General features: G+C 38.4%; 17 protein-coding genes. 15 read left to right on the top strand and 2 right to left on the bottom strand.

Going from position 1 to position 21,232, the window contains the following annotated elements; genetic code table 11:
* Positions 1–93 precede the first annotated feature (93 nt).
* From dnaE to CCK98_RS25885, 8 genes are all read left to right on the top strand, one after another.
* Positions 94–3,456, top strand: a complete 3,363-nt coding sequence (gene dnaE, locus CCK98_RS25920) for a DNA polymerase III subunit alpha (RefSeq protein WP_088089235.1) — start codon at positions 94–96, stop codon at positions 3,454–3,456.
* Between the two features lie 127 nt (positions 3,457–3,583).
* Complete coding sequence (locus CCK98_RS25915; protein WP_088089234.1) at positions 3,584–4,822, top strand: NADP-dependent malic enzyme; 1,239 nt, start codon at positions 3,584–3,586, stop codon at positions 4,820–4,822.
* Entirely contained in the window at positions 4,806–5,459 is a 654-nt protein-coding gene (locus CCK98_RS25910) for a FadR/GntR family transcriptional regulator (RefSeq protein ID WP_256942463.1), read from the top strand. Before CCK98_RS25915 ends, CCK98_RS25910 begins: the two co-directional genes overlap by 17 nt.
* 183 nt (positions 5,460–5,642) lie before the next feature.
* The gene (accD, locus tag CCK98_RS25905; RefSeq protein WP_088089233.1) at positions 5,643–6,521 is read left to right on the top strand and encodes an acetyl-CoA carboxylase, carboxyltransferase subunit beta; all 879 of its coding nucleotides are present in this window, start codon (positions 5,643–5,645) and stop codon (positions 6,519–6,521) included.
* Positions 6,515–7,492: an acetyl-CoA carboxylase carboxyl transferase subunit alpha gene (gene accA / locus CCK98_RS25900; RefSeq protein WP_088089232.1), complete on the top strand. Its 978-nt coding sequence runs from the start codon at positions 6,515–6,517 to the stop codon at positions 7,490–7,492. The genes accD and accA overlap by 7 nt, the downstream gene beginning before the upstream one ends.
* 589 nt (positions 7,493–8,081) lie before the next feature.
* Complete coding sequence (gene pfkA / locus CCK98_RS25895) at positions 8,082–9,041, top strand: 6-phosphofructokinase (RefSeq protein ID WP_088089231.1); 960 nt, start codon at positions 8,082–8,084, stop codon at positions 9,039–9,041.
* A 59-nt stretch (positions 9,042–9,100) separates the two neighbouring features.
* Entirely contained in the window at positions 9,101–10,864 is a 1,764-nt protein-coding gene (gene pyk, locus CCK98_RS25890) for a pyruvate kinase (protein ID WP_088089230.1), read from the top strand.
* A 107-nt stretch (positions 10,865–10,971) separates the two neighbouring features.
* Complete coding sequence (locus tag CCK98_RS25885) at positions 10,972–11,358, top strand: FxsA family protein (RefSeq protein ID WP_088089229.1); 387 nt, start codon at positions 10,972–10,974, stop codon at positions 11,356–11,358.
* 47 nt (positions 11,359–11,405) lie between these two features.
* Here CCK98_RS25885 and ytvI read toward each other — a convergent pair whose 3' ends face one another.
* Positions 11,406–12,521: a sporulation integral membrane protein YtvI gene (gene ytvI / locus CCK98_RS25880; RefSeq protein WP_088089228.1), complete on the bottom strand. Its 1,116-nt coding sequence runs from the start codon at positions 12,519–12,521 to the stop codon at positions 11,406–11,408.
* Positions 12,522–12,748: 227 nt separating this feature from the next.
* Here ytvI and CCK98_RS25875 point away from each other — a divergent pair, with 227 nt between their 5' ends.
* From CCK98_RS25875 to CCK98_RS25855, 5 genes are all read left to right on the top strand, one after another.
* Positions 12,749–13,210 (top strand): DUF441 domain-containing protein, encoded by a 462-nt coding sequence (locus tag CCK98_RS25875; protein WP_088089227.1) that lies wholly within the window; start codon positions 12,749–12,751, stop codon positions 13,208–13,210.
* A 282-nt stretch (positions 13,211–13,492) separates the two neighbouring features.
* Complete coding sequence (gene citZ / locus CCK98_RS25870) at positions 13,493–14,611, top strand: citrate synthase (RefSeq protein WP_088089226.1); 1,119 nt, start codon at positions 13,493–13,495, stop codon at positions 14,609–14,611.
* A 136-nt stretch (positions 14,612–14,747) separates the two neighbouring features.
* Positions 14,748–16,016: an NADP-dependent isocitrate dehydrogenase gene (icd, locus tag CCK98_RS25865; protein WP_088089225.1), complete on the top strand. Its 1,269-nt coding sequence runs from the start codon at positions 14,748–14,750 to the stop codon at positions 16,014–16,016.
* A gap of 103 nt (positions 16,017–16,119) precedes the next feature.
* On the top strand, positions 16,120–17,058 hold the full coding sequence (gene mdh, locus CCK98_RS25860) for a malate dehydrogenase (protein ID WP_088089224.1): 939 nt from the start codon (positions 16,120–16,122) through the stop codon (positions 17,056–17,058).
* A gap of 90 nt (positions 17,059–17,148) precedes the next feature.
* Positions 17,149–17,625 (top strand): MaoC/PaaZ C-terminal domain-containing protein, encoded by a 477-nt coding sequence (locus tag CCK98_RS25855; RefSeq protein ID WP_088089223.1) that lies wholly within the window; start codon positions 17,149–17,151, stop codon positions 17,623–17,625.
* A 728-nt stretch (positions 17,626–18,353) separates the two neighbouring features.
* Here CCK98_RS25855 and CCK98_RS36865 read toward each other — a convergent pair.
* Positions 18,354–18,893, bottom strand: coding sequence for a nuclease-related domain-containing protein (locus CCK98_RS36865; RefSeq protein WP_306298968.1), 540 nt, complete (start codon positions 18,891–18,893; stop codon positions 18,354–18,356).
* A 205-nt stretch (positions 18,894–19,098) separates the two neighbouring features.
* On the opposite strand from CCK98_RS36865, the gene CCK98_RS25845 reads away from it, so the two are divergent.
* On the top strand, positions 19,099–19,815 hold the full coding sequence (locus tag CCK98_RS25845; RefSeq protein WP_088089222.1) for a response regulator transcription factor: 717 nt from the start codon (positions 19,099–19,101) through the stop codon (positions 19,813–19,815).
* Positions 19,812–21,230: a two-component system histidine kinase PnpS gene (gene pnpS / locus CCK98_RS25840; RefSeq protein WP_088089221.1), complete on the top strand. Its 1,419-nt coding sequence runs from the start codon at positions 19,812–19,814 to the stop codon at positions 21,228–21,230. The genes CCK98_RS25845 and pnpS overlap by 4 nt, the downstream gene beginning before the upstream one ends.
* The last annotated feature ends 2 nt before the right edge of the window (positions 21,231–21,232 follow it).

Here is a 21,232-nt window from a genome sequence, read left to right as displayed (position 1 = left end):
TTTAATAACGCCTAAAAATAAGAACATATTTTCCTTTTTTCAAATTAAGTTCTATAATAAAGGGAGAGATTATGGAATTAAGGGTGTGACAATATGTCTTTTATTCACCTACATGTATATAGTGCATATAGTTTATTAACAAGTACGGCATCTGTCCCGGATTTAATTGAAAATGCACAAAAAAAAGGCTTTTCTGCGATCGCCTTAACCGACAGAAACGTCATGTACGGAACGATTGAATTTTATAAGTTGTGTAAGAAAAATAATCTTAAACCCATCATCGGGTTAACAGTGGATGTAGAAAGTGAAAACAACAATAACGAGTCCTATCCATTGGTCTTACTCGCAGAAAATGATCATGGATATAAAAATCTATTAAAGATATCTAGTACGGTTCAAACAAAAAGTGATCATGGGATTCCGCTCAGATGGTTGAAACATTATTCGGAAGGGCTTATAGCTATCACACCTGGACTAGAAGGAGAAATTGAGCAGTCCATCTTAAATGGTGAAGAAGAAATTGCCAGAAATATAATAAGAAAACTAGATACCATCTTCGGCAGAAACTGCTTTTTTCTAGGGATTCAAAATCATCAACTCGAACAAGAAATAACAATCAGAAATCAGTTTAACTTGATTTCAAAAGAAATGAATGTCCCGCTGGTAGCGACAAATCAGGTCTATTATTTAGAAAAAGAAGATATGTTTGCCCAAGAGTGTTTGTTAGCCATAAAAAATGGCGATAAATTGCAGGACGATCACAGAGAAAAGTTGGAAAACGATCAGTTCTATTTAAAAACTGCTAGTGAAATGGTGGATCGCTTTTCTGATGTACCGGATGCATTAGAAAATACACACAGGATTGCAAACAGATGCGACTTTAACATTGAACTGAATAAGACCTATCTGCCAACATTCCCAACGGAGAATGGAATTCCAGCTGAGGAGTACCTTGAAGTGTTGTGCAATCAGGGATTAAGCGAACGTTTTTCTGCCCCATCTCAGGAATATTATGATCGTTTGTCCTATGAACTATCGGTCATTAAGCGAATGGAATTTAGCAACTACTTTTTAATTGTTTGGGATTTTATGAGATATGCCCGCGCGCAGGGAATTCTAACAGGTCCAGGAAGGGGCTCGGCAGCAGGTTCGCTTGTTGCTTATGTTTTATACATAACTGATGTTGACCCATTAAAGCATAATCTATTATTTGAACGATTTCTAAATCCTGAGCGGATTTCGATGCCTGATATTGATATTGATTTTCCAGATCATCGGCGCGATGAGGTGATTAATTACGTTGCGGCGAAATACGGTGAACTACATGTCGCGCAAATCGTAACTTTTGGAACCCTCGCAGCAAAAGCTGCATTAAGGGATGTCGGTAAGGTTTTCGGGTTAAATTCAAAGGAACTGGAACATTTATCAAGGACGATTCCGTCGCGATTAGGAATAAACCTGCAAGGAGCCTATAAAGAATCGGAACCACTTAGAAAATTTATTAAGGAAAGCCCGATGAATCAACGGCTTTTTGAAACGGCTTTAAAACTAGAAGGTCTACCGCGCCACACTTCCACCCATGCAGCTGGTGTGGTCATAAGTGAGAAACAGCTAATTGATTTAATCCCCATTCAACGCGGGTCTAACCATGTATATTTAACGCAATTTTCAATGGAACATCTCGAAGAAATCGGGCTCTTGAAAATGGACTTTCTAGGCTTACGGAACCTTACATTAATCGATTCAATTTTATCTTCTATCTATCGGAAAACTGGTAAGAAAATAAACATCAACTCGATTCCATTAGAGGACACTGTGACCTTCAACCTGTTAGCGGGCGGAGAAACGACAGGTATATTTCAGCTGGAATCTGAAGGGATGCGCAAAGTTCTAACCCGCTTAAAACCTTCCCGATTTGAAGATATTGTGGCAGTCAATGCCTTGTACCGTCCAGGACCAATGGAAAATATCCCACTCTTTATTGATCGAAAACACCGCGTAAAGAAAGTCGAATATCCACACCCTGATTTGCAGCCTATCCTTGAGAATACATATGGCGTCATTGTTTACCAAGAGCAAATTATGCAAATTGCTTCGAAAATGGCTGGTTTTTCACTTGGTGAAGCCGACCTTTTAAGAAGAGCGGTCGGAAAAAAGAAAAAGGATATTCTTGATAAAGAGCGGAGTCATTTTGTCCAGGGAGCGCTAAGAAAAGGGTATGATCAAACACTAGCCAACGACATTTACGATTTAATTGTTCGTTTTGCTAATTATGGCTTTAACCGAAGTCACGCTGTTGCCTATAGTATGATTGCTTACCAGTTAGCTTTTTTAAAAGCAAATTACCCGGTTTATTTTATGGCCGGCCTGCTTACATCGGCAATCGGAAATGATACGAAAATAGCACAATACATCATGGAAACAAAACAAAAGGAAATCAAGATCCTGCCTCCATCCATCAATAATAGTGGTTACTCCTTTCAAGTTGAACATGAAGGAATACGTTACAGCTTAGCAGCCATTAAAAGCGTAGGGGCTGCCGCCTTAAAAGAGATCTTTCAGGCAAGGAAAAAGAAAAGATTTGTAGACTTATTTGATTTTTGTATTCGGGTTTCCTCAAAAGCCATCAATCGAAAAACGCTTGAGTTCCTGGTCCATTCTGGCTGCTTTGATGAATTTGGTGAGGATCGTGCCGTTCTGCTCGCCAGTTTAGATGTAGCGATGGAGCATGCACAAATATTTAAGCCGTCTGAAAATAATCAATTTGATTTATTTGAAGAAGAATTCATACCAAAGCCTAACTATATGCAAGTCGATCCCATTAGTCTGGAGAATAAGCTGACATTTGAAAAAGAAGCACTTGGCTTTTATCTTTCGGACCATCCGGTCTCTATTTATGAAGAGCAACTCAAACATGCAGGGGCACATGCTCTGTTTGGGATCAAAAATCAAACCCAAAGGATTTCATCAGGCGTTTATATCACCTCTATGAAATCCATTCGTACCAGGAAAGGCGATTCAATGGCCTTTTTAACGGTAAGTGATGCAAGCGGCGAAATGGAAGCAGTGGCATTCCCGAATGTTTACAAAAAATATTCGCATCTATTAGGGCATGGGAAATTTTTATTGATTGAAGGGAAAATAGAGGAACGTGAAGGGAAGCAGCAATTTATCATTCAACAAGTTTCAAACTTAGAGGAGTGGTTACAAACTAAAACGGTTATACAGTCAGTTTTATATTTGAAAATAGTTGAGGATAAACAGGATGAATCTTCCCTCCAGCAATTAAATCAGCTGCTAAAAGAAAATCAAGGAACTGCAGCAGTGATCTTACACTATGAAAAAAACCGGAAAACAATTAGACTGGGGTCAGAAAATAATATCAATCCTACCCCCGAATTACTGCAATTATTAAGAAATGTGCTAGGTCCAAAAAATGTTGTCCTGAAGGAATAATTCTTTACAACTTTCGAAGATATGTTATAGTGATAATGAGACAAGTGTGGTCTGACCACCACAAAATCGAACTACATATAGCGGGATGTTAAATAATCTTTTGTAAAAATTTGAGGGGTGAACTATCTTGACATTACGGGAAGAAGCATTACATATGCATCGAATTAATAAGGGAAAGTTAGAGTCGAAATCAAAAGTTTTAGTCCGAAATGCACATGATTTAAGTTTAGCTTATTCACCAGGTGTTGCAGAGCCATGCAAAGATATTTATGAGAAACCAGAATTGGTTTACGAATATACCATGAAAGGGAACATGGTTGCAGTTGTATCTGATGGCACCGCTGTTCTTGGACTTGGTAATATTGGACCTGAGGCAGCTCTCCCTGTTATGGAAGGTAAAGCAGTACTATTTAAAAGCTTTGCTGGTGTTGATGCTTTTCCCATCTGTTTGAACACAACTGATGTTGACAAAATTGTTGAAACTGTAAAATTACTTGAACCTACTTTTGGAGGCGTAAATCTTGAAGATATTGCTGCTCCAAATTGTTTCGTAATTGAGGAAAGATTAAAAAAGGAAGCAAATATTCCAATCTTTCATGATGATCAGCATGGGACAGCAATTGTTACGGTTGCAGGTCTTGTCAACGCACTTAAGCTTATCGGCAAAAAAATGACAGAAATTAAAGTGGTCGCAAACGGTGCTGGTGCAGCGGGGATTGCCATTATTAAATTGTTATATAGTTACGGTGTTAGGGACATAATTATGTGTGATACAAAAGGCGCCATCTACGAAGGGCGTCCACAGGGTATGAATGCAGTTAAAGCTGAAGTAGCGAAATATACAAACCGAGATAACCTTACAGGCAGCCTTGCAGATGTAATTAAAGGTGCGGATGTTTTTATCGGAGTTTCGGTTGCAGGTGCACTTACAAAAGAAATGGTAGCATCAATGAATCCAGATTCTATTATTTTTGCTATGGCCAATCCTGACCCTGAAATTATGCCTGATGTGGCAAAAGCAGCAGGAGCAAAAGTGGTCGGAACAGGCCGTTCAGATTTTCCAAACCAAGTTAACAATGTTCTTGCATTCCCGGGAATTTTCCGTGGGGCACTCGATGTTCGTGCCACCCATATAAATGAAAAAATGAAAGTCGCGGCAGTAGAAGCTATTGCCAATCTAATCAGTCCAGATGAGCTGAATTCCGACTATGTCATTCCCGGACCTTTTGATCCGAGAGTTGCTCCAGATGTTGCAGCAGCAGTCGCAAAAGCAGCAATGGAAACCGGGGTTGCCCGCATTAAGGTTGATCCTGAAGAAATAAAGGAAAAAACAAAGAGGCTCGCTATTATTGGCAAAAGTGAGTGATACGTTAGTGGGAAACAAGACTAAGGTATATTTAGAGATTGTTAAGCAGTTACGAGAAATGATAACAATCGATGGATTACAATCCGGAGATAAGATCCCATCTGAACGAGAATTGTCGGAGCGCCTGAATTTCGGGCGCTCTTCCGTTAGAGAGGCACTTAGGGCATTAGAATTGCTTGGGTTAATTGAAACACGGAGGGGCGAAGGGACGTTTATTCGCGACTTTCGGGGCAATCATCTTGTCCAGCTTCTTAGTACATTTATTTTACAGGATGAAAAAGCGAAACGTGATGTTTTTGAGACAAAGTGTTATATTGAGATGGACTGTCTAAGATTAGCCTTGCAAAAAATAGATAACAAAAATATAGTGAATTTGAAAGAATGGGCAAATCAAGATAACAGCGTAAATGATGATGAGTTTTTTTATCAAATTATTGAAATTGCTGATAACCACCTTTTCTCTAGAATTTGGTCTATTTTAAAAGAGTATTACCATTCGCTTGATTCAAAAAAAATTGTCAATCCTCGTCAAGACTATCTATTACTAATTGAGGCCCTGTCTGAAAAGAAGGAAGCCAAAACACTATCTGCTTATTACAATCTACGTAATTTGTCTGTTTTTAACGACAAATACTAACAGATTTTTAACTCATTTTAATTTATAGTGTAGGTTAACCAAGCCCTAAGATAGGGTATTTTTATTTCAATGGTGGTCTGACCACTATGGATGTATGAAGTTTAGCATGAATAGAAAAACTTCTTAATAGTAATAATTGGAGAAACTTGCCAGAGTTATCGTAACACAAGGGAGGTTTAATTTTTGGCGCTAAAAGATCTTTTTTCAAAAAATCATACAAAAAAGAAGAAATATGCTCAAATACCGACGGAAACTGCAAAAAATGATGTTCCTGAAGGAATTATGTCAAAGTGTCCTTCATGTAAGAAGATTATGTATACAAAAGAATTAATGAAAAATTTAAAAATATGTTTGCATTGCGGTCATCATTTTCCAATGAACTCAAAAGAACGGATTGACACTTTCATTGATGAAGGAAGTTTCATGGAAATGAATGATAATATGATTTCAAAAAATCCATTAAACTTTCCTGACTACCTTGAAAAGCTTGAAAAAGACCGACAAAAGAGTAAATTGAACGAGGCTGTTGTCACTGGAATAGGAACAGTTAACGGTCATAAAATTGTTCTCGCCATTATGGATGCCACGTTCCGAATGGGAAGCATGGGATCGGTTGTTGGCGAAAAAATTACACTAGCAATTGAAAAAGCGGATGAGTTAAATGTTCCGTTTATTATTTTTACCGCATCAGGTGGAGCGAGAATGCAAGAGGGTGCCTTAAGTTTAATGCAAATGGCAAAAACAAGTGTTGCCTTAAAAAGGTTTAGTAATAATGGTGGATTAATCATTTCGATAATGACGCACCCGACAACTGGTGGTGTATCTGCGAGCTTCGCATCATTGGGAGATTTCAACCTTGCTGAACCAGGCGCGCTCATCGCATTTGCCGGACGGAGAGTTATTGAACAATCCATCCGCGAAGAATTGCCTGAGGATTTTCAAACGTCAGAGTTTCTGTTAAAACACGGTCAGTTGGATGCAATCATCGTTCGAAATGACCTAGTTGAGAAAGTCACAAACATTCTAGAAATCCATCAACCTGGAGGTGTGCTCAGATGGTAGGAGAATTAGAATTTGAACGCCCGGTCATCGAGTTGAGAAAGAAAATCACTGATTTAAAAGAGTTCACCAAAACCGCGGATGTTGACTTAAGTTCAGAAATTAGCAAATTAGAGACTAGGCTTGAAAAGCTTGAGCAGAGTATCTATGAAAACATTAAGCCTTGGGATCGGGTACAAATTGCTCGTCTTCCAAACAGGCCGACAACGCTAGATTATATTCCCTATCTGTTTGAGAATTTCTTTGAATGTCATGGCGACCGAACCTTTGCTGATGATGAGGCAATAGTGGGCGGAATTGCTAAATATAAAGGATTACCTGTAACAGTGATTGGCCACCAGCGCGGAAGAGACACGAAAGAGAATATTCGCAGAAACTTTGGAATGCCACATCCAGAAGGCTACAGAAAAGCACTTCGATTAATGAAACAAGCAGATAAATTTAATCGACCGATTATTTGTTTCATTGATACAAAGGGTGCCTATCCTGGAAAGGCAGCAGAAGAACGCGGGCAAAGTGAAGCAATTGCTCGCAATTTGTTCGAAATGGCTGGTCTTAGGGTTCCAGTGGTGTGTATAGTGATTGGTGAAGGCGGGAGTGGCGGCGCTCTTGCACTTGGAGTTGGTAATCGTATCTATATGCTGGAGAATTCAACCTACTCGGTTATTTCACCGGAGGGTGCTGCGGCAATATTATGGAAAGATGCAGCTCTGGCTAAAAATGCAGCCGAAACAATGAAAATAACCGCACCGGACTTAAAAGTACTAGGCGTCATTGATGGGATCATTCCCGAAATTAAGGGCGGTGCCCAAAGAGATGCAATCAAGCAAGCAGAAGAAATTGATAATGTACTTAAGACGGCGTTGCAGCAGCTGCTAAAGCTTTCAGAAGATGAATTAATTGCTGATCGTTACAACCGTTTCAGGACTATCGGTGAATTTGCAATTGTCAATGATTACATCGGGGTTAATTAATATAACGTGCTCATAACGATGGGCACTTTTTTTTATTCTCTGAATCCAGCTCCAGCGCCCAACTGCTAGTGGACTTCGCTCTCAGCCCTACGATAAGTCAAGCACGAATGCGCTAACCCTCTCCGTGTTGTCTAGCTCCAGCGCCTGGGGGCTCGGGGTCATAAGCCAATCCGTCCTGAAGGTTAAAAAGCAACCTTCAAGCCGGCTCGTCTTATGCCTGTCGCCCCTGGACAAGGCGCTTCCGCTTTTCAATTTTCATTTATCTCAGTTGGAGCGCTCCAGTCCATACGCAACTAAACGGGCGCTTCCGCTTTTTTAAAATTCACAAAATGTTCACCAGAAATCCATAAAAAGTTTGTTGATGACGCTTACAAGAGTGAATAAAGCGTTTCCAGTTAATAGATTATTCTGCCTATTATAATTACTAATACCATAAGGTTGTTATAGTTATTTCTTCATGTTATTTTATAAATATTCGAGGGTTTTATGTAAATAATAAAAGAAGTAATTTTTATAGGATCGTAGCTTTATTTTCTATTTCAAATGAGGATATACATATTTTTTTAAATTAAAAATTGAGGTGGTAACCATGAAAAAAATAGGAGTACTTACAAGTGGTGGAGATTCCCCAGGGATGAATCCAGCAATTCGTGCTGTGGTTCGGAAAGCAATTTATCACAATCTTGAGGTTTATGGTATCTATGGTGGTTATACGGGATTAATTTCTGGAAATATTAAAAAGCTTGAACTTGGTTCTGTTGGAGATATTATTCAGCGCGGCGGGACAATGCTCCAATCGGCACGCTGCCCAGAATTTAAAACAAAAGAAGGACAGCAAAAAGGGATCGAGCAGCTAAAAGCACATGGAATTGAAGGCCTAGTGGTTATCGGTGGAGATGGTTCTTACCGTGGGGCAAAAGCGTTAACAGAACATGGCTATCCGTGTGTTGGGGTTCCGGGTACGATTGATAATGATATTCCTGGGACAGAACTTACGATTGGGTTTGACACAGCATTAAATACAGTTATCGATTCATTAGATAAAATTCGTGACACTGCGACTTCTCATGAAAGAACTTTTATTATTGAAGTAATGGGGCGAAACGCTGGGGACATTGCTCTTTGGGCAGGACTTGCTGGCGGTGCAGAAACGATTTTAATACCTGAAGAAGGCTATGACATGAATGATATCGTTGAAAAACTTCGAAAAGGGCAGGAACGCGGTAAAAAGCATAGTATTATTGTTGTTGCTGAAGGTGTGTGCAGTGGTGTTGAGCTTGGGCAGCAAGTTCAGGAGGCAACAAACTTTGATACGAGAGTTTCTGTCTTAGGTCATATTCAACGCGGTGGCTCACCAACTGCAGCTGACAGAGTTCTTGCAAGCAGATTAGGAGCAAGAGCAGTTGAGCTTCTTATTGAAGGGAAAGGCGGCCGAGCAGTAGGGATTGAAAAGAATCAGCTTGTAGATTATGACATCATTGAAGCACTTGGCCGACAACATACTTTAGATCGTGATCTTTACAAACTTTCTATGGAATTATCGATTTAAGGATTTATGAATTTAAGAAATGGCAAAATTGCTTTTCTAATACGGGAGGAAAAATAAGAATGTTACGAAAAACAAAAATCGTTTGTACGATTGGTCCAGCTAGTGAAAGCGTTGAAAAATTAACACAATTAATCAATTCGGGTATGAACGTAGCTCGATTAAATTTTTCACATGGAGATTTTGCAGAACATGGTGCACGAATCCAAAATATTCGCGAAGCATCCAGACAAACTGGCAAAATCGTTGCCATCCTATTAGATACAAAAGGTCCTGAAATTCGGACAAACAACATGGAAAACGGTGCACTTGAGCTAACGGCTGGAGAAAATATTATCGTTTCCATGACCGAAGTAGAAGGAACTCTTCAAAAGTTTTCAGTTACATATCCAGGGCTAATTGAAGATGTCCATGTAGGCTCAAAGATTCTTTTAGATGATGGCTTAATTGGCTTAGAAGTAACGAATGTGGATAAATCGGCGAATGAAATCCATACCAAAATTTTAAATAGCGGTACATTGAAAAATAAAAAAGGCGTTAACGTTCCAGGTGTATCAGTGAACCTGCCTGGAATTACAGAAAAAGATACTCAAGATATTCTTTTCGGAATTGAACAAGGTGTTGATTTTATTGCTGCCTCTTTCGTTCGACGTGCAAAGGATGTTTTAGAAATCCGTCAGTTATTAGAAGGAAATAATGCTACACATATCCACATTATTCCTAAGATTGAAAACCAGGAAGGCGTCGATAACATTGACGAAATCTTAGAAATTTCTGATGGCTTAATGGTTGCTCGTGGAGATCTTGGCGTAGAAATCCCTGCTGAAGAGGTTCCACTTGTCCAAAAGATGTTAATTAAGAAATGTAATGCGCAGGGCAAACCAGTTATTACTGCGACTCAAATGCTTGATTCCATGCAGAGAAATCCTAGACCAACTCGTGCAGAAGCTAGTGATGTAGCGAATGCGATATTTGATGGAACTGACGCAATCATGCTTTCTGGTGAAACTGCTGCAGGACAATATCCTGTGGAAGCAGTCCAAACGATGCACAATATTGCTTCCAGAGCAGAATCAGCTTTAGATCATAAAGAAATACTTTCAAGCCGCAGTAAAGATGCAGAACATAATCTTACAGATGCGATTGGACAATCTGTCGCACATACTGCTTTAAATCTTGATGTAAAATCGATTATTACCCCAACTGAAAGCGGTCATACTGCTAGAATGATTTCTAAATATCGTCCGAAAGCAGCGATTGTTGCGGTAACTTCCGTTGAACATGTATGCCGGCGTCTATCCCTTGTTTGGGGTGTTTACACGCAGTTTGGAAGGGTTGCAACCACAACAGACGAAATGCTGGATATTGCCGTTGAAGAAAGCTTAAATAGTGGTATCGTTAAGCGTGGTGATTTAGTTGTTATTACTGCTGGTGTGCCAGTAGGTGAAGCCGGTACAACAAACCTAATGAAAATCCATGTTGTCGGCGATATTATTACAAAAGCACAAGGAATTGGCCGTAGAACAGCCTTTGGTAAAGTGGTAGTTGCCCATGATGCGAAAGAAGCTTTAGAAAAAGTAAAGCAAGGTTCGATTCTTGTGACAATTGGTACGGATCGCGATATGGTGCCAGCACTTGAAAAATGTGCGGCTGTTATTACCCAAGAGGGCGGATTAACAAGCCATGCAGCAGTGGTTGGACTAAACCTTAGCATCCCAGTGGTTGTTGGGGTAGATAATGCCTTAGAATTGTTTAAAGATGGCCAAGAAATAACCGTAGATGCTACTAGTGGAGTTATCTACAACGGACATGCTAGTGTCTTATAAGAGCAGATAAGGGAAAAAGAAGGGGAAACCCCTTCTTTTTTTTAATAACCACAAAATCATCCCCATTGGTAATATAATAAGAATAAGCATTTGAAAGGGGACCATCTATGCGTTATTTATTTTTGTTGATCATTGTAATTCCTGCTATGGATATTGGTGTTTTACTTTTTTCAGGTAAAGCTATCGGTGTTTGGCCAACCATTGCTCTAATTTTATTAACAGGAATCATTGGGGCTTATTTAGCCAAAAGAGAGGGACTCCAGACAATCAGAAGGGTGCAGGAACAACTAAGCTCCGGTCAGATTCCAGGCGAAGCTCTTTTAGATGGAATTTGCATCTTAATTGGCGGAACACTTTTACTAACGCCAGGATTTATCACTGATGTTACCGGGTTCCTATTTCTTTTCCCTCCAACAAGAAAGCCGATAAAATTTCTAATCATCAAAGCGTGGCGAAGACGGATTAATAAAGGAAATATTAAAATCATAAAATAAGAAAAGTCAGCATCCAATTTGGGGCTGACTTTTCTTATTAAGAAGTCTCAAACCTCTTTTCCTTTTATAAAAACCCATAAATCATGAAAAACATTAGCACGATACAAGGTGCTAATAATGACAAGGGTGACGGGGCCAACAATTAATCCTAAAAGACCAATCAATTTAAAACCGACAAATAACGCAATCAGTGTGGCTAATGGATCAAGTCCAATATTAGAAGAAAGGATTTTGGGCTCCATGACTTGCCGTTGAACGATGACAACAATATAAAGAACCCCTAAGCCAATGGCAAGACCCGTATTGCCTCCAATCGCCACATAAATAATCCATGGGACAAAAACAGCACCCGTACCCAGGTAAGGAATAACATCCACTATTCCGGTTATTAAAGCGATAGTTATCGCGTAATCAACACGAAGAATAAGTAGGCCAATTAGAATAATAACCGTGGTAATCGATATCAGTGTTAACTGGGCTTTTATAAAACCAAACAGCGCCTTTTTTAAATCAACAAAAACAGACCGGCTGCTTGTTATTGCTTTCTCAGGTAAGAGTCTGCCGCCCAATGTCGATAAACGGTACCAATCTTTACTAATAAAAAAAGTAGCCAATAAGGAAAAGATTAAAACGGTAGCTGCATTTGGAAGCCAAGCGATGATATTTGGGATAATCCCAAATAGATTCTGAATAAAATTGCCAACGGTTGAGCCAATTCTCGTCCCAACATTCTGTATATTACCAATAATCGTATCCTGCTGCCCTGATTCAAGTTTATTAAACACACTTGTTAATTGATCATATATCGGAAGAATTTGAGCAGTAAAATATTTCTCTATATATTCAATTAACGTATCTAGATGATCTGGGACTACCGTTGACAAATAAGTAGCACCAGAGACAATCTCGGCAATTAGCAGTGTAATTAAACCTGCAAATAAGGCAAAAATAATAATAAGTGCAATAAAAACAGCTAATACACGAGGCATTCTAGCCTTTTTTTCAAAAATATCTACAAGTGGATTAATCATAAACGCAATAATTAGTCCAATTAAAAATGGATAGGTCACTTTTGACAGAAAATAAAAAGAGTAAAGCGCCAAAACAATAACACCTATTACAATTAAGAATCGTATTGTCCGGTATAAGTACTTAAGATTCAAAGACAAACCTCCTTTAACCTTTTATATGTATGTTTGGTAGTTCTAGTTTAACATTTTATGAAATAAACTGCATAACTTTTCCAGATAAATATAATAGGCTTAAAAATATTACGAACATTTTATTTTAAGAATTCGCAAGGAGATAGAACAGAAACTTATTGCAATCATTAATTTCATGCTTATGCAGGTATTATGTTACGATAATTTGAATAGGAGGTGGTGAGAACATGCTAAATGAGTCATTTTTATTTTTACTGTTATTGCTCGTCATTGGTTTTATTGCGAAAAACAGTTCCTTACTGGTTGCCATTGCAGTGCTCATTACCTTAAAGGTTGTAGGATTGGATACAAAGGCATTCTCATTTATACAGTCCAAAGGTATTAATTGGGGTGTCACAATTATTACAATTGCGGTATTAGTCCCGATTGCAAGTGGAGAAATTGGTTTTAAAGACTTAACAGGAGCATTTAAATCATCATATGCTTGGATTGCCCTGATCTCGGGCATGATTGTCGCTATGCTGGCAAAAGGAGGGGTTAAGTTACTAGCAGATGATCCGCAGATTACAACTGCATTAGTTCTTGGCACGATATTATCTGTGTCTATTTTTAAAGGGGTCGCAGTTGGACCTTTAATTGGAGCTGGGATTGCCTATACAGCAATGAAAATTTTTAATTTTTTCACCTAGATATTTTGTAAAATAATATTTTTTTGTACTTTTCGGTTCCTTTTCGTTCACAAAAGTCTGATAATTGTTTATAATAGGCTTGTAAGCGTATCCTTTTTTATATAAACCACATATATATATGCTGATTTGATTGTTAATCAATTTATTTCTCTAAATGAAATAGGTATTTTTTTGTTTGCTTTTTACCTGAGCAATCGCTCAGTCAATTTAAAGGATGAAATAAGGGGAGTAATTTTTACTTAAAAGTATGGGGAAATTTATAATGTGAAGGAGAGATTTACTATGACAGTAACACGCGGTCTAGAAGGGGTAGTGGCAACAACATCCTCAATCAGTTCAATTATTGATGACACGCTAACCTATGTTGGCTATGACATTGATGATTTAGCTGTGAATGCAAGTTTCGAAGAGGTAATTTATTTATTATGGCACTTAAAGCTTCCAAATTCAGAGCAGTTAGCAGAATTGAAAAAACAACTTTCTGAGAATGCAGCACTTCCACAGGAAGTAATTGAACACTTTAAGCTATTTCCAATTCAAGAAGTACATCCAATGGCAGCACTTCGTACAGCGGTTTCTCTTTTAGGCATTTATGATGATGAAGCTGATTTAATGGATTCAGACTCAAATTATAAAAAAGCGATTCGTCTTCAGGCAAAAATGCCTGCTATTGTAGCAACTTTTGCGCGTATTAGAAAAGGTCTTGAACCAATCGCTCCTAAACAGGATTTAAGCTTTGCAGCGAATTTCTTATACATGTTAACTGGCAAGGAACCAGCACCAATTGCTGAAGAAGCAATAAATAAAGCGCTCGTATTACATGCAGACCATGAATTGAATGCATCTACATTCACAGCACGTGTTTGTGTAGCTACGTTATCAGATGTTTATTCTGGAGTAACTGCCGCAATCGGAGCTCTAAAGGGACCACTTCACGGTGGGGCAAATGAAGCTGTAATGAAAATGCTAAAAGAAATTGGCACCCTTGAAAATGTAGATCCATACATCCGTGGTAAACTTGAGAAGAAAGAAAAAATCATGGGCTTTGGCCACCGTGTATATCGACAAGGTGACCCACGTGCCAAGCACCTAAGAGCAATGTCTAAAAAGTTAACTGAACTAACGGGCGAACCTCACTGGTATGATATGTCTGAAAAAATTGAAAGCATTGTCACAGGTGAAAAGAATTTGCCACCTAACGTGGATTTCTATTCAGCCTCTGTTTATCACAGTTTAGGGATTGATCATGATTTAATGACACCAATCTTTGCTGTCAGCAGGGTATCAGGATGGCTTGCACATATTCTTGAACAATATGAGAACAACCGGTTAATCCGACCGCGTGCTGATTATATTGGTCCTGGAAAGCAAAAATATGTTGCAATCGACCAACGAGGTTAATATTTTACTTTTGTTAGAATAATTGGTCTAATAGATATGTATGAAAAGGTTAGAGACTCACCTCTCTAACCTTTGATAAGACAAAGGGTGTAAGTTTTTTAGTTTTTCTTTTACATAATAGGAGGGAGTATCAACTATGTCAGGCGAAAAAATCACGGTTACAAACGGAGTATTAAATGTACCAAATAATCCAATCATCCCATTTATTGAAGGTGACGGTATCGGTCCAGATATTTGGGCAGCCTCCGAGCGAGTTTTAAATGCAGCAGTTGAAAAAGCCTATAAAGGCGAGCGTAAATTGATTTGGAAAGAAGTTTTAGCGGGAGAAAAGGCATTTAACCAAACAGGTGAATGGCTTCCAAGTGAAACGCTTGACGTGATCAGAGAGTATTTAATTGCCATTAAAGGTCCATTAACAACTCCTGTTGGCGGAGGAATTCGTTCATTAAATGTGGCTCTTAGACAAGAATTAGATTTGTTTGTCTGCTTACGTCCAGTTAGATGGTTCGAAGGTGTTCCTTCCCCAGTTAAGCGCCCACAAGATACGGATATGGTTATTTTCCGTGAAAACACTGAAGATATTTATGCGGGTATTGAATATGAAAAAGGTACTGAAGCAGTTAAAAAGGTTATTGACTTCCTACAAAACGAAATGGGTGTTAAGAAAATCAGATTCCCTGAAACTTCAGGGATCGGTATTAAACCAGTTTCGGAAGAAGGAACAAGCCGTCTAGTACGTGCAGCGATCAATTATGCTATTAAAGAGGGCCGTAAATCCGTTACACTCGTGCATAAAGGAAACATCATGAAATTCACTGAAGGCGCGTTTAAAAACTGGGGTTATGAGCTTGCTGAGAAGGAATTCGGCGATAAAGTATTTACATGGTTACAGTATGACCGCATTAAAGCGGAACAGGGTTCTGAAGCTGCTAATAAGGCTCAAACTGATGCAGAAGCTTCAGGCAAAATCATCGTAAAAGATGCTATTGCAGATATCTTCTTACAGCAAATCCTTACACGTCCACGTGAGTTTGATGTGGTTGCAACAATGAACTTGAACGGAGATTTCATTTCTGATGCACTTGCAGCGCAAGTAGGTGGTATTGGTATTGCACCAGGCGCTAACATCAACTATGAAACAGGACATGCCATTTTTGAAGCAACACACGGTACTGCACCTAAGTATGCGGGTCTTGATAAAGTAAACCCTTCTTCTGTCATTTTATCAGGTGTGTTATTACTTGAGCACTTAGGCTGGAATGAAGCGGCTACAATGGTTATTAAATCTGTTGAAAAAACAATTGCTTCTAAAGTTGTAACTTATGATTTTGCTCGTTTAATGGACGGAGCAACTGAAGTAAAAACTTCTGAATTCGGTGACGAGCTAATTAAGAACATGGAATAAGAAGGGAAAGTGAAGAGCAGATGCGGGCTGTAAATAAAAATAGCCCCTTCTGCCTTTTCTAGATTCAAGTGAAACATTAAAAAGTTCAAAGGGGAGAATTAAAATGTCATTAAAACGTAAAAAGGTATCTGTTATCGGCGGCGGATTTACAGGAGCAACCACTGCATTTTTACTGGCACAAAAGGAACTTGGCGATGTAGTTCTAGTTGATATCCCACAAATGGAAAACCCAACAAAAGGTAAAGCGTTAGATATGCTTGAAGCGAGTCCAGTACAAGGCTTTGATTCTAATATTACAGGTACTTCAAATTATGAAGATACTCGTGATTCTGATATTGTGGTTATCACTGCTGGTATTGCCCGCAAACCTGGAATGAGCCGCGATGATTTAGTCCAGACAAACCAAAAGGTAATGAGAAGTGTTACACAGGAGATTGTAAAGTATTCTCCAAACTGTACGATTCTTGTTCTAACCAACCCAGTAGATGCAATGACATATACTGTATTTAAAGAATCAGGATTCCCTAAAAACCGTGTAATTGGTCAATCTGGAGTTCTAGATAGTGCTCGTTTCCGCACATTTGTTGCTCAAGAATTAAATCTTTCCGTTAAAGACATTACGGGATTTGTATTGGGTGGACACGGAGATGACATGGTTCCGCTTGTACGCTACTCCTATGCTGGTGGTATTCCATTAGAAACTTTAATTCCTAAAGATCGTCTAGAAGCAATTGTAGAACGCACAAGAAAAGGCGGCGGTGAAATTGTAAACCTTCTAGGTAATGGAAGTGCTTATTATGCGCCTGCAGCTTCTTTAGTAGAAATGTGTGAAGCAATCCTTAAAGATCAACGTCGAGTGATTCCTTCCATTGCTTATCTTGAAGGCGAATTTGGTTACGATGGCATTTACCTCGGAGTACCAACGATCCTTGGTGCAAATGGTATTGAAAAAGTAATTGAGCTTGAGTTAACTGCTGACGAAAAAGCTGCATTAGATAAATCAGCAGAATCCGTTCGCAATGTAATGCAAGTGTTAGCATAAAAAATTAAAATTGAGAAATTCGGGGCTGCAAGGGTTTCCCCGAATTTCTTTGCATACAAATGAAATCGCTTACAACGGAGGTGGAGTTATATGCTTTTAGGTAAGAAAAGAAAGTTAGGCAGAAGGATTGAAGAAATTACTGTCGGTGAAAAATTGTCTATGACTGAAAAGATAGAAGACAAGGATATCCTCCTTTATTTAGGTTTAACAGACGATGTAAACCCTCTCTATATTCAACATGATTATGCTTCACAGACGCCTTTTGAAAAACCAATCGTTCCTAGTATTATGCTTACAGGAATGATAACCTCTGCCATCTCAAAATATTTACCCGGACCAGGGAGCCATATCTTAAGCCAAGATATTGAGTTTCCTAAGCCCGTATATCATTATGGAACCGTCGAGTTTTTGTTTGAAGTGATCGAGGTTGTAAGAGATGAACATACCATTGTGATCAGTGTCATAGGAATGAATGAAAAAAATGAGACTGTCATACTGGGAAGGGTTAAAGTTTGTCCTCCACATCGTTTGGAGGAAATACATGGTAGGGCGCTGGATAATTTTTAATAAAGATGTAAAAAAGGAATGTGTAGACGTTCCTTTTTGCGTTAAAAAGAAAATGTACGGTTCATAAAGCCTAAAAAGGTTGAGGGGCCCACGTGTTGGTCGATAAGACCGGTTCATAAAGCCTAAAAAGGTTGAGGCGCCCACGTGTTGGTCGATAAAACCGGTTCATAAAGCCTAAAAAGGTTGAGGCGCCCACGTGTTAGTCGATAAGACCGGTTCATAAAGCCTAAAAAGGTTGAGGCGCCCACGTGTTGGTCGATAAGACCGGTTCATAAAGTCTAAAAGAGTTGAGGCCCCCACGTGTAGGTCGATAAGAACAGTTCATTCAGGAAATGGCTTAATAAGATTGTCAAATCATATATAATAGGTATATTTTTTCTTCCCATTAGAACGATAATTTTTCATTAAAAATTTTTTTATGGTTTTTTTAGACCCCACAACTCCACACCATTCGAAAACCAAATTAGTAGTAATTTTTTTATCCGGAAATAATAGCTTTATTTCTTCCACATTGCGCAGTACGGCTGATTCAAAACCCTCTTCACATCCACAATCATCACATACAACTTTCCTTGCCCCTGTGGGAACAGTTATCTTAAATGAATTACACGTAATACATGTCATCCCTTTTCGCATTTGAGTATACTTATATGGTGGTAGCCTCCTATAGGGTGATTCAATTTGATGAAGGGAAACAAGCTTGTCAGCCAGCTTTTTATGCCGGCTAGTTAGTTTGGAGAGGGCTGCATATCTAATTTTTTCATGAATCGATTTAGTTGTGAATGATAAACAAGGGGGTCGTTTAGGGGCGCTTGATATAATGTAAACTCGGGGTTAATAAACACAACGGTTCCCTCAATGGGGATATTATATCCTAGATTTTGCAGTAACTGGCGTAGCATGAATTTGGTGCGTTTCAATTGGTCTAGTGGATTTTTATAATCTTTACCGGAAATCCTCTCAAGCCTGTCAGGTTTGAAAATGAAGTAGCCTTCATAATTTTTTATCTCACAAGGGTAAATCGTTTCTTGAAAAATAATAGTGGTATCAATTTGGAATTTAGAATTGTTAACCTCAAGCAGCAGATCGTTTAATATAAAGCACTCACATTGAAGCTTCTCTGTTAATAAATCGAACTCAACTTCACCTTCAAAGCCTTTTTCCTTGTTTTTATAATGTAGCTGCTCTTCAGTTGTTAAATTCATTCGTTTATTCAAAATTCTTAGGATCAATAATTCACCTGTTTCAACACGTGGTTTGTAAGCCATATTTCACTCCCTTTCATAGTTAATTTTATAAAAAATTATGGCGAAATTTGACACCAAAAGTGGATATTTTGTTAATAATTTTAAAAAATTCAAACTCATTTCGATGCCCCTGTCCACATTCCTTTTATGTTAAAGTTTTGTAAAACTAGATTATATGTAATTTTTATTATTATAATGGAGGTAACTTATTTTAGTGGGGGATATTATGAAAAATAAAATACTTGTTGTCGATGATGAACAGTCAATTGTAACTTTGCTTAAATATAATTTGGAGCAGGCCGGGTATGAAGTGATCACTGCAATGGATGGTGAAGAGGGGAAACATCTTGCAGAGACACAAGGCCCTGATATCATTGTATTAGACCTCATGTTACCGAAGTTGGATGGAATGGAAGTATGTAAGCAGCTTCGTCAAAAGAGTATAATGACCCCAATTTTAATGTTAACTGCAAAAGATGATGAGCTCGATAAAATATTAGGTTTAGAGCTTGGTGCAGATGATTATATGGTAAAGCCTTTTAGTCCTAGAGAAGTGATCGCCCGCGTGAAAGCAATTCTTAGGAGGACACAAGTCCAAGCGGAGGCAATTGACGTAAGTGAAAAAGAGACGGGGCAACTAGTGATCGCTAATTTAAGAATCGATCCCGAAAAGTATGAGGCTTATTTTAACGACCAACTTTTGGAGTTAACCTTAAAGGAATTTGAATTACTTCTTTATCTCGCGCAAAATAAAGGCCGCGTCTTGACGCGTGATCAATTACTTAGTGCTGTTTGGAATTATGACTTTGCTGGCGATACTAGAATTGTGGATGTACATATATCACATTTAAGAGAGAAAGTTGAAGTGGATACGAAAAAGCCGGCCTATATTAAAACGTTACGGGGCTTGGGCTATAAATTGGAGGAGCCGAAAGGAGAATGACCAAATACCGAAAAGGGCTGCTAATTACACTAATCTTATTAATTATGGCGGTTTTAGTTGGATTAGGAATATTACTTGGCCAATTGTTTAAAAGCTATTACTTAGAGTCTCTAAATGAACATTTTAAAGTTGAAATCTTATGGGTCCTTTCCATCTGTCTAGGGATTGCAATAATAATAATTATTTTTCTATCCATTAGAATTACCTCAAAGTATACAAAACCAATTGAAGCTGCCACAAATGTAGCGATTGAACTGGCAAACGGAAACTACCGGGCACGAACAAAAGTAGATCGACTGGATGAAACCGGCATGCTTGGGTCATCGATCAATATGCTGGCCGAAAACCTCCAAGAACTTGTTAAAGCACAAGAAATGCAACAGGACCGGTTAAGTGCTTTAATTGAAAATATGGGAGCAGGATTAGTCTTAATAGATAGTCGCGGGTACATTAATCTCATTAATAAAGGGTTTATTGATATTTTTCAGGTGAATCCAACTGATTATTTAAATAAACTCTACTATGAAGTGATTGAATATGAAGAAATTTGTCATTTAGTAGCAGAGGTTTTTCGGACTGAAAAGAAGGTAAGTGAACAATTACTTGTGCCTTTTTTGATCGAACGAAGGTATTTTGTTGTGTATGGTGTCCCGATAATTGGAACAAATAATGTTTGGAAAGGTGTACTGATTGTTTTACATGATATAACCGAAATAAAAAAACTCGAGCAAATGCGGAAGGATTTTGTCGCCAATGTTTCGCATGAATTAAAAACCCCTGTAACTTCTATTAAAGGATTTACTGAAACATTGCTGGACGGTGCCATGAACAATAAAGAAACATTAGAAGCGTTTCTTTCGATCATTTTAAAAGAGAGTGATCGCCTGCAAACACTTATACAAGACCTGTTAGAGCTTTCAAAAATAGAGCAGCAAGGCTTCAGACTAAACATTCAAGAAATAGATTTACATATGTTATTAAAAGAAGTAATCACGATTCTTACAGGAAAAGCAGAAGCAAAGAATATCAAGCTTGAACTTTACTGCAAGCAAAATCAAGTGTTAATCAATGGCGATTCGGACCGTTTAAAACAAGTATTTATCAATTTAATCGGCAACGCAATTAACTATACCCCGCCAGAAGGGGACGTAAAAATTATCCTTCTCGAACATGGTGAGAACGTACGGGTCCATGTGAAAGACTCAGGGGTAGGAATTAGTAAAGAAGAGATTCCACGTATTTTTGAACGATTTTACCGAGTGGACCGTGCCAGAAGTCGTAACTCGGGTGGGACAGGCCTTGGATTAGCAATCGTAAAACACTTAATAGAAGCGCATCATGGTAACATAAGTGTCAGAAGTAATTTGGGTGAAGGAAGCGACTTTATTATTGAACTACATAAATATTCGATATGATT

It is taken from the genome of Bacillus sp. OV166, assembly GCF_900177675.1.
Taxonomy (GTDB): Bacteria; Bacillota; Bacilli; order Bacillales; family Cytobacillaceae; genus Neobacillus.
Note: the sequence above shows the minus strand (reverse complement) of the source record. Positions and strands in the feature narration are given on the sequence as shown.

Bases quoted from the DNA above. Each gene is read 5' to 3' on its own strand.
- dnaE (WP_088089235.1), top strand. From the start codon at position 94: ATGTCTTTTATTCACCTACATGTATATAGTGCATATAGTTTATTAACA.
- accA (WP_088089232.1), top strand. From the start codon at position 6,515: ATGGTAGGAGAATTAGAATTTGAACGCCCGGTCATCGAGTTGAGAAAG.
- pfkA (WP_088089231.1), top strand. From the start codon at position 8,082: ATGAAAAAAATAGGAGTACTTACAAGTGGTGGAGATTCCCCAGGGATG.
- pyk (WP_088089230.1), top strand. From the start codon at position 9,101: ATGTTACGAAAAACAAAAATCGTTTGTACGATTGGTCCAGCTAGTGAA.
- CCK98_RS25885 (WP_088089229.1), top strand. From the start codon at position 10,972: ATGCGTTATTTATTTTTGTTGATCATTGTAATTCCTGCTATGGATATT.
- CCK98_RS25875 (WP_088089227.1), top strand. From the start codon at position 12,749: ATGCTAAATGAGTCATTTTTATTTTTACTGTTATTGCTCGTCATTGGT.
- citZ (WP_088089226.1), top strand. From the start codon at position 13,493: ATGACAGTAACACGCGGTCTAGAAGGGGTAGTGGCAACAACATCCTCA.
- icd (WP_088089225.1), top strand. From the start codon at position 14,748: ATGTCAGGCGAAAAAATCACGGTTACAAACGGAGTATTAAATGTACCA.
- mdh (WP_088089224.1), top strand. From the start codon at position 16,120: ATGTCATTAAAACGTAAAAAGGTATCTGTTATCGGCGGCGGATTTACA.
- CCK98_RS25855 (WP_088089223.1), top strand. From the start codon at position 17,149: ATGCTTTTAGGTAAGAAAAGAAAGTTAGGCAGAAGGATTGAAGAAATT.
- CCK98_RS36865 (WP_306298968.1), bottom strand. From the start codon at position 18,893: ATGGCTTACAAACCACGTGTTGAAACAGGTGAATTATTGATCCTAAGA.
- CCK98_RS25845 (WP_088089222.1), top strand. From the start codon at position 19,099: ATGAAAAATAAAATACTTGTTGTCGATGATGAACAGTCAATTGTAACT.
- pnpS (WP_088089221.1), top strand. From the start codon at position 19,812: ATGACCAAATACCGAAAAGGGCTGCTAATTACACTAATCTTATTAATT.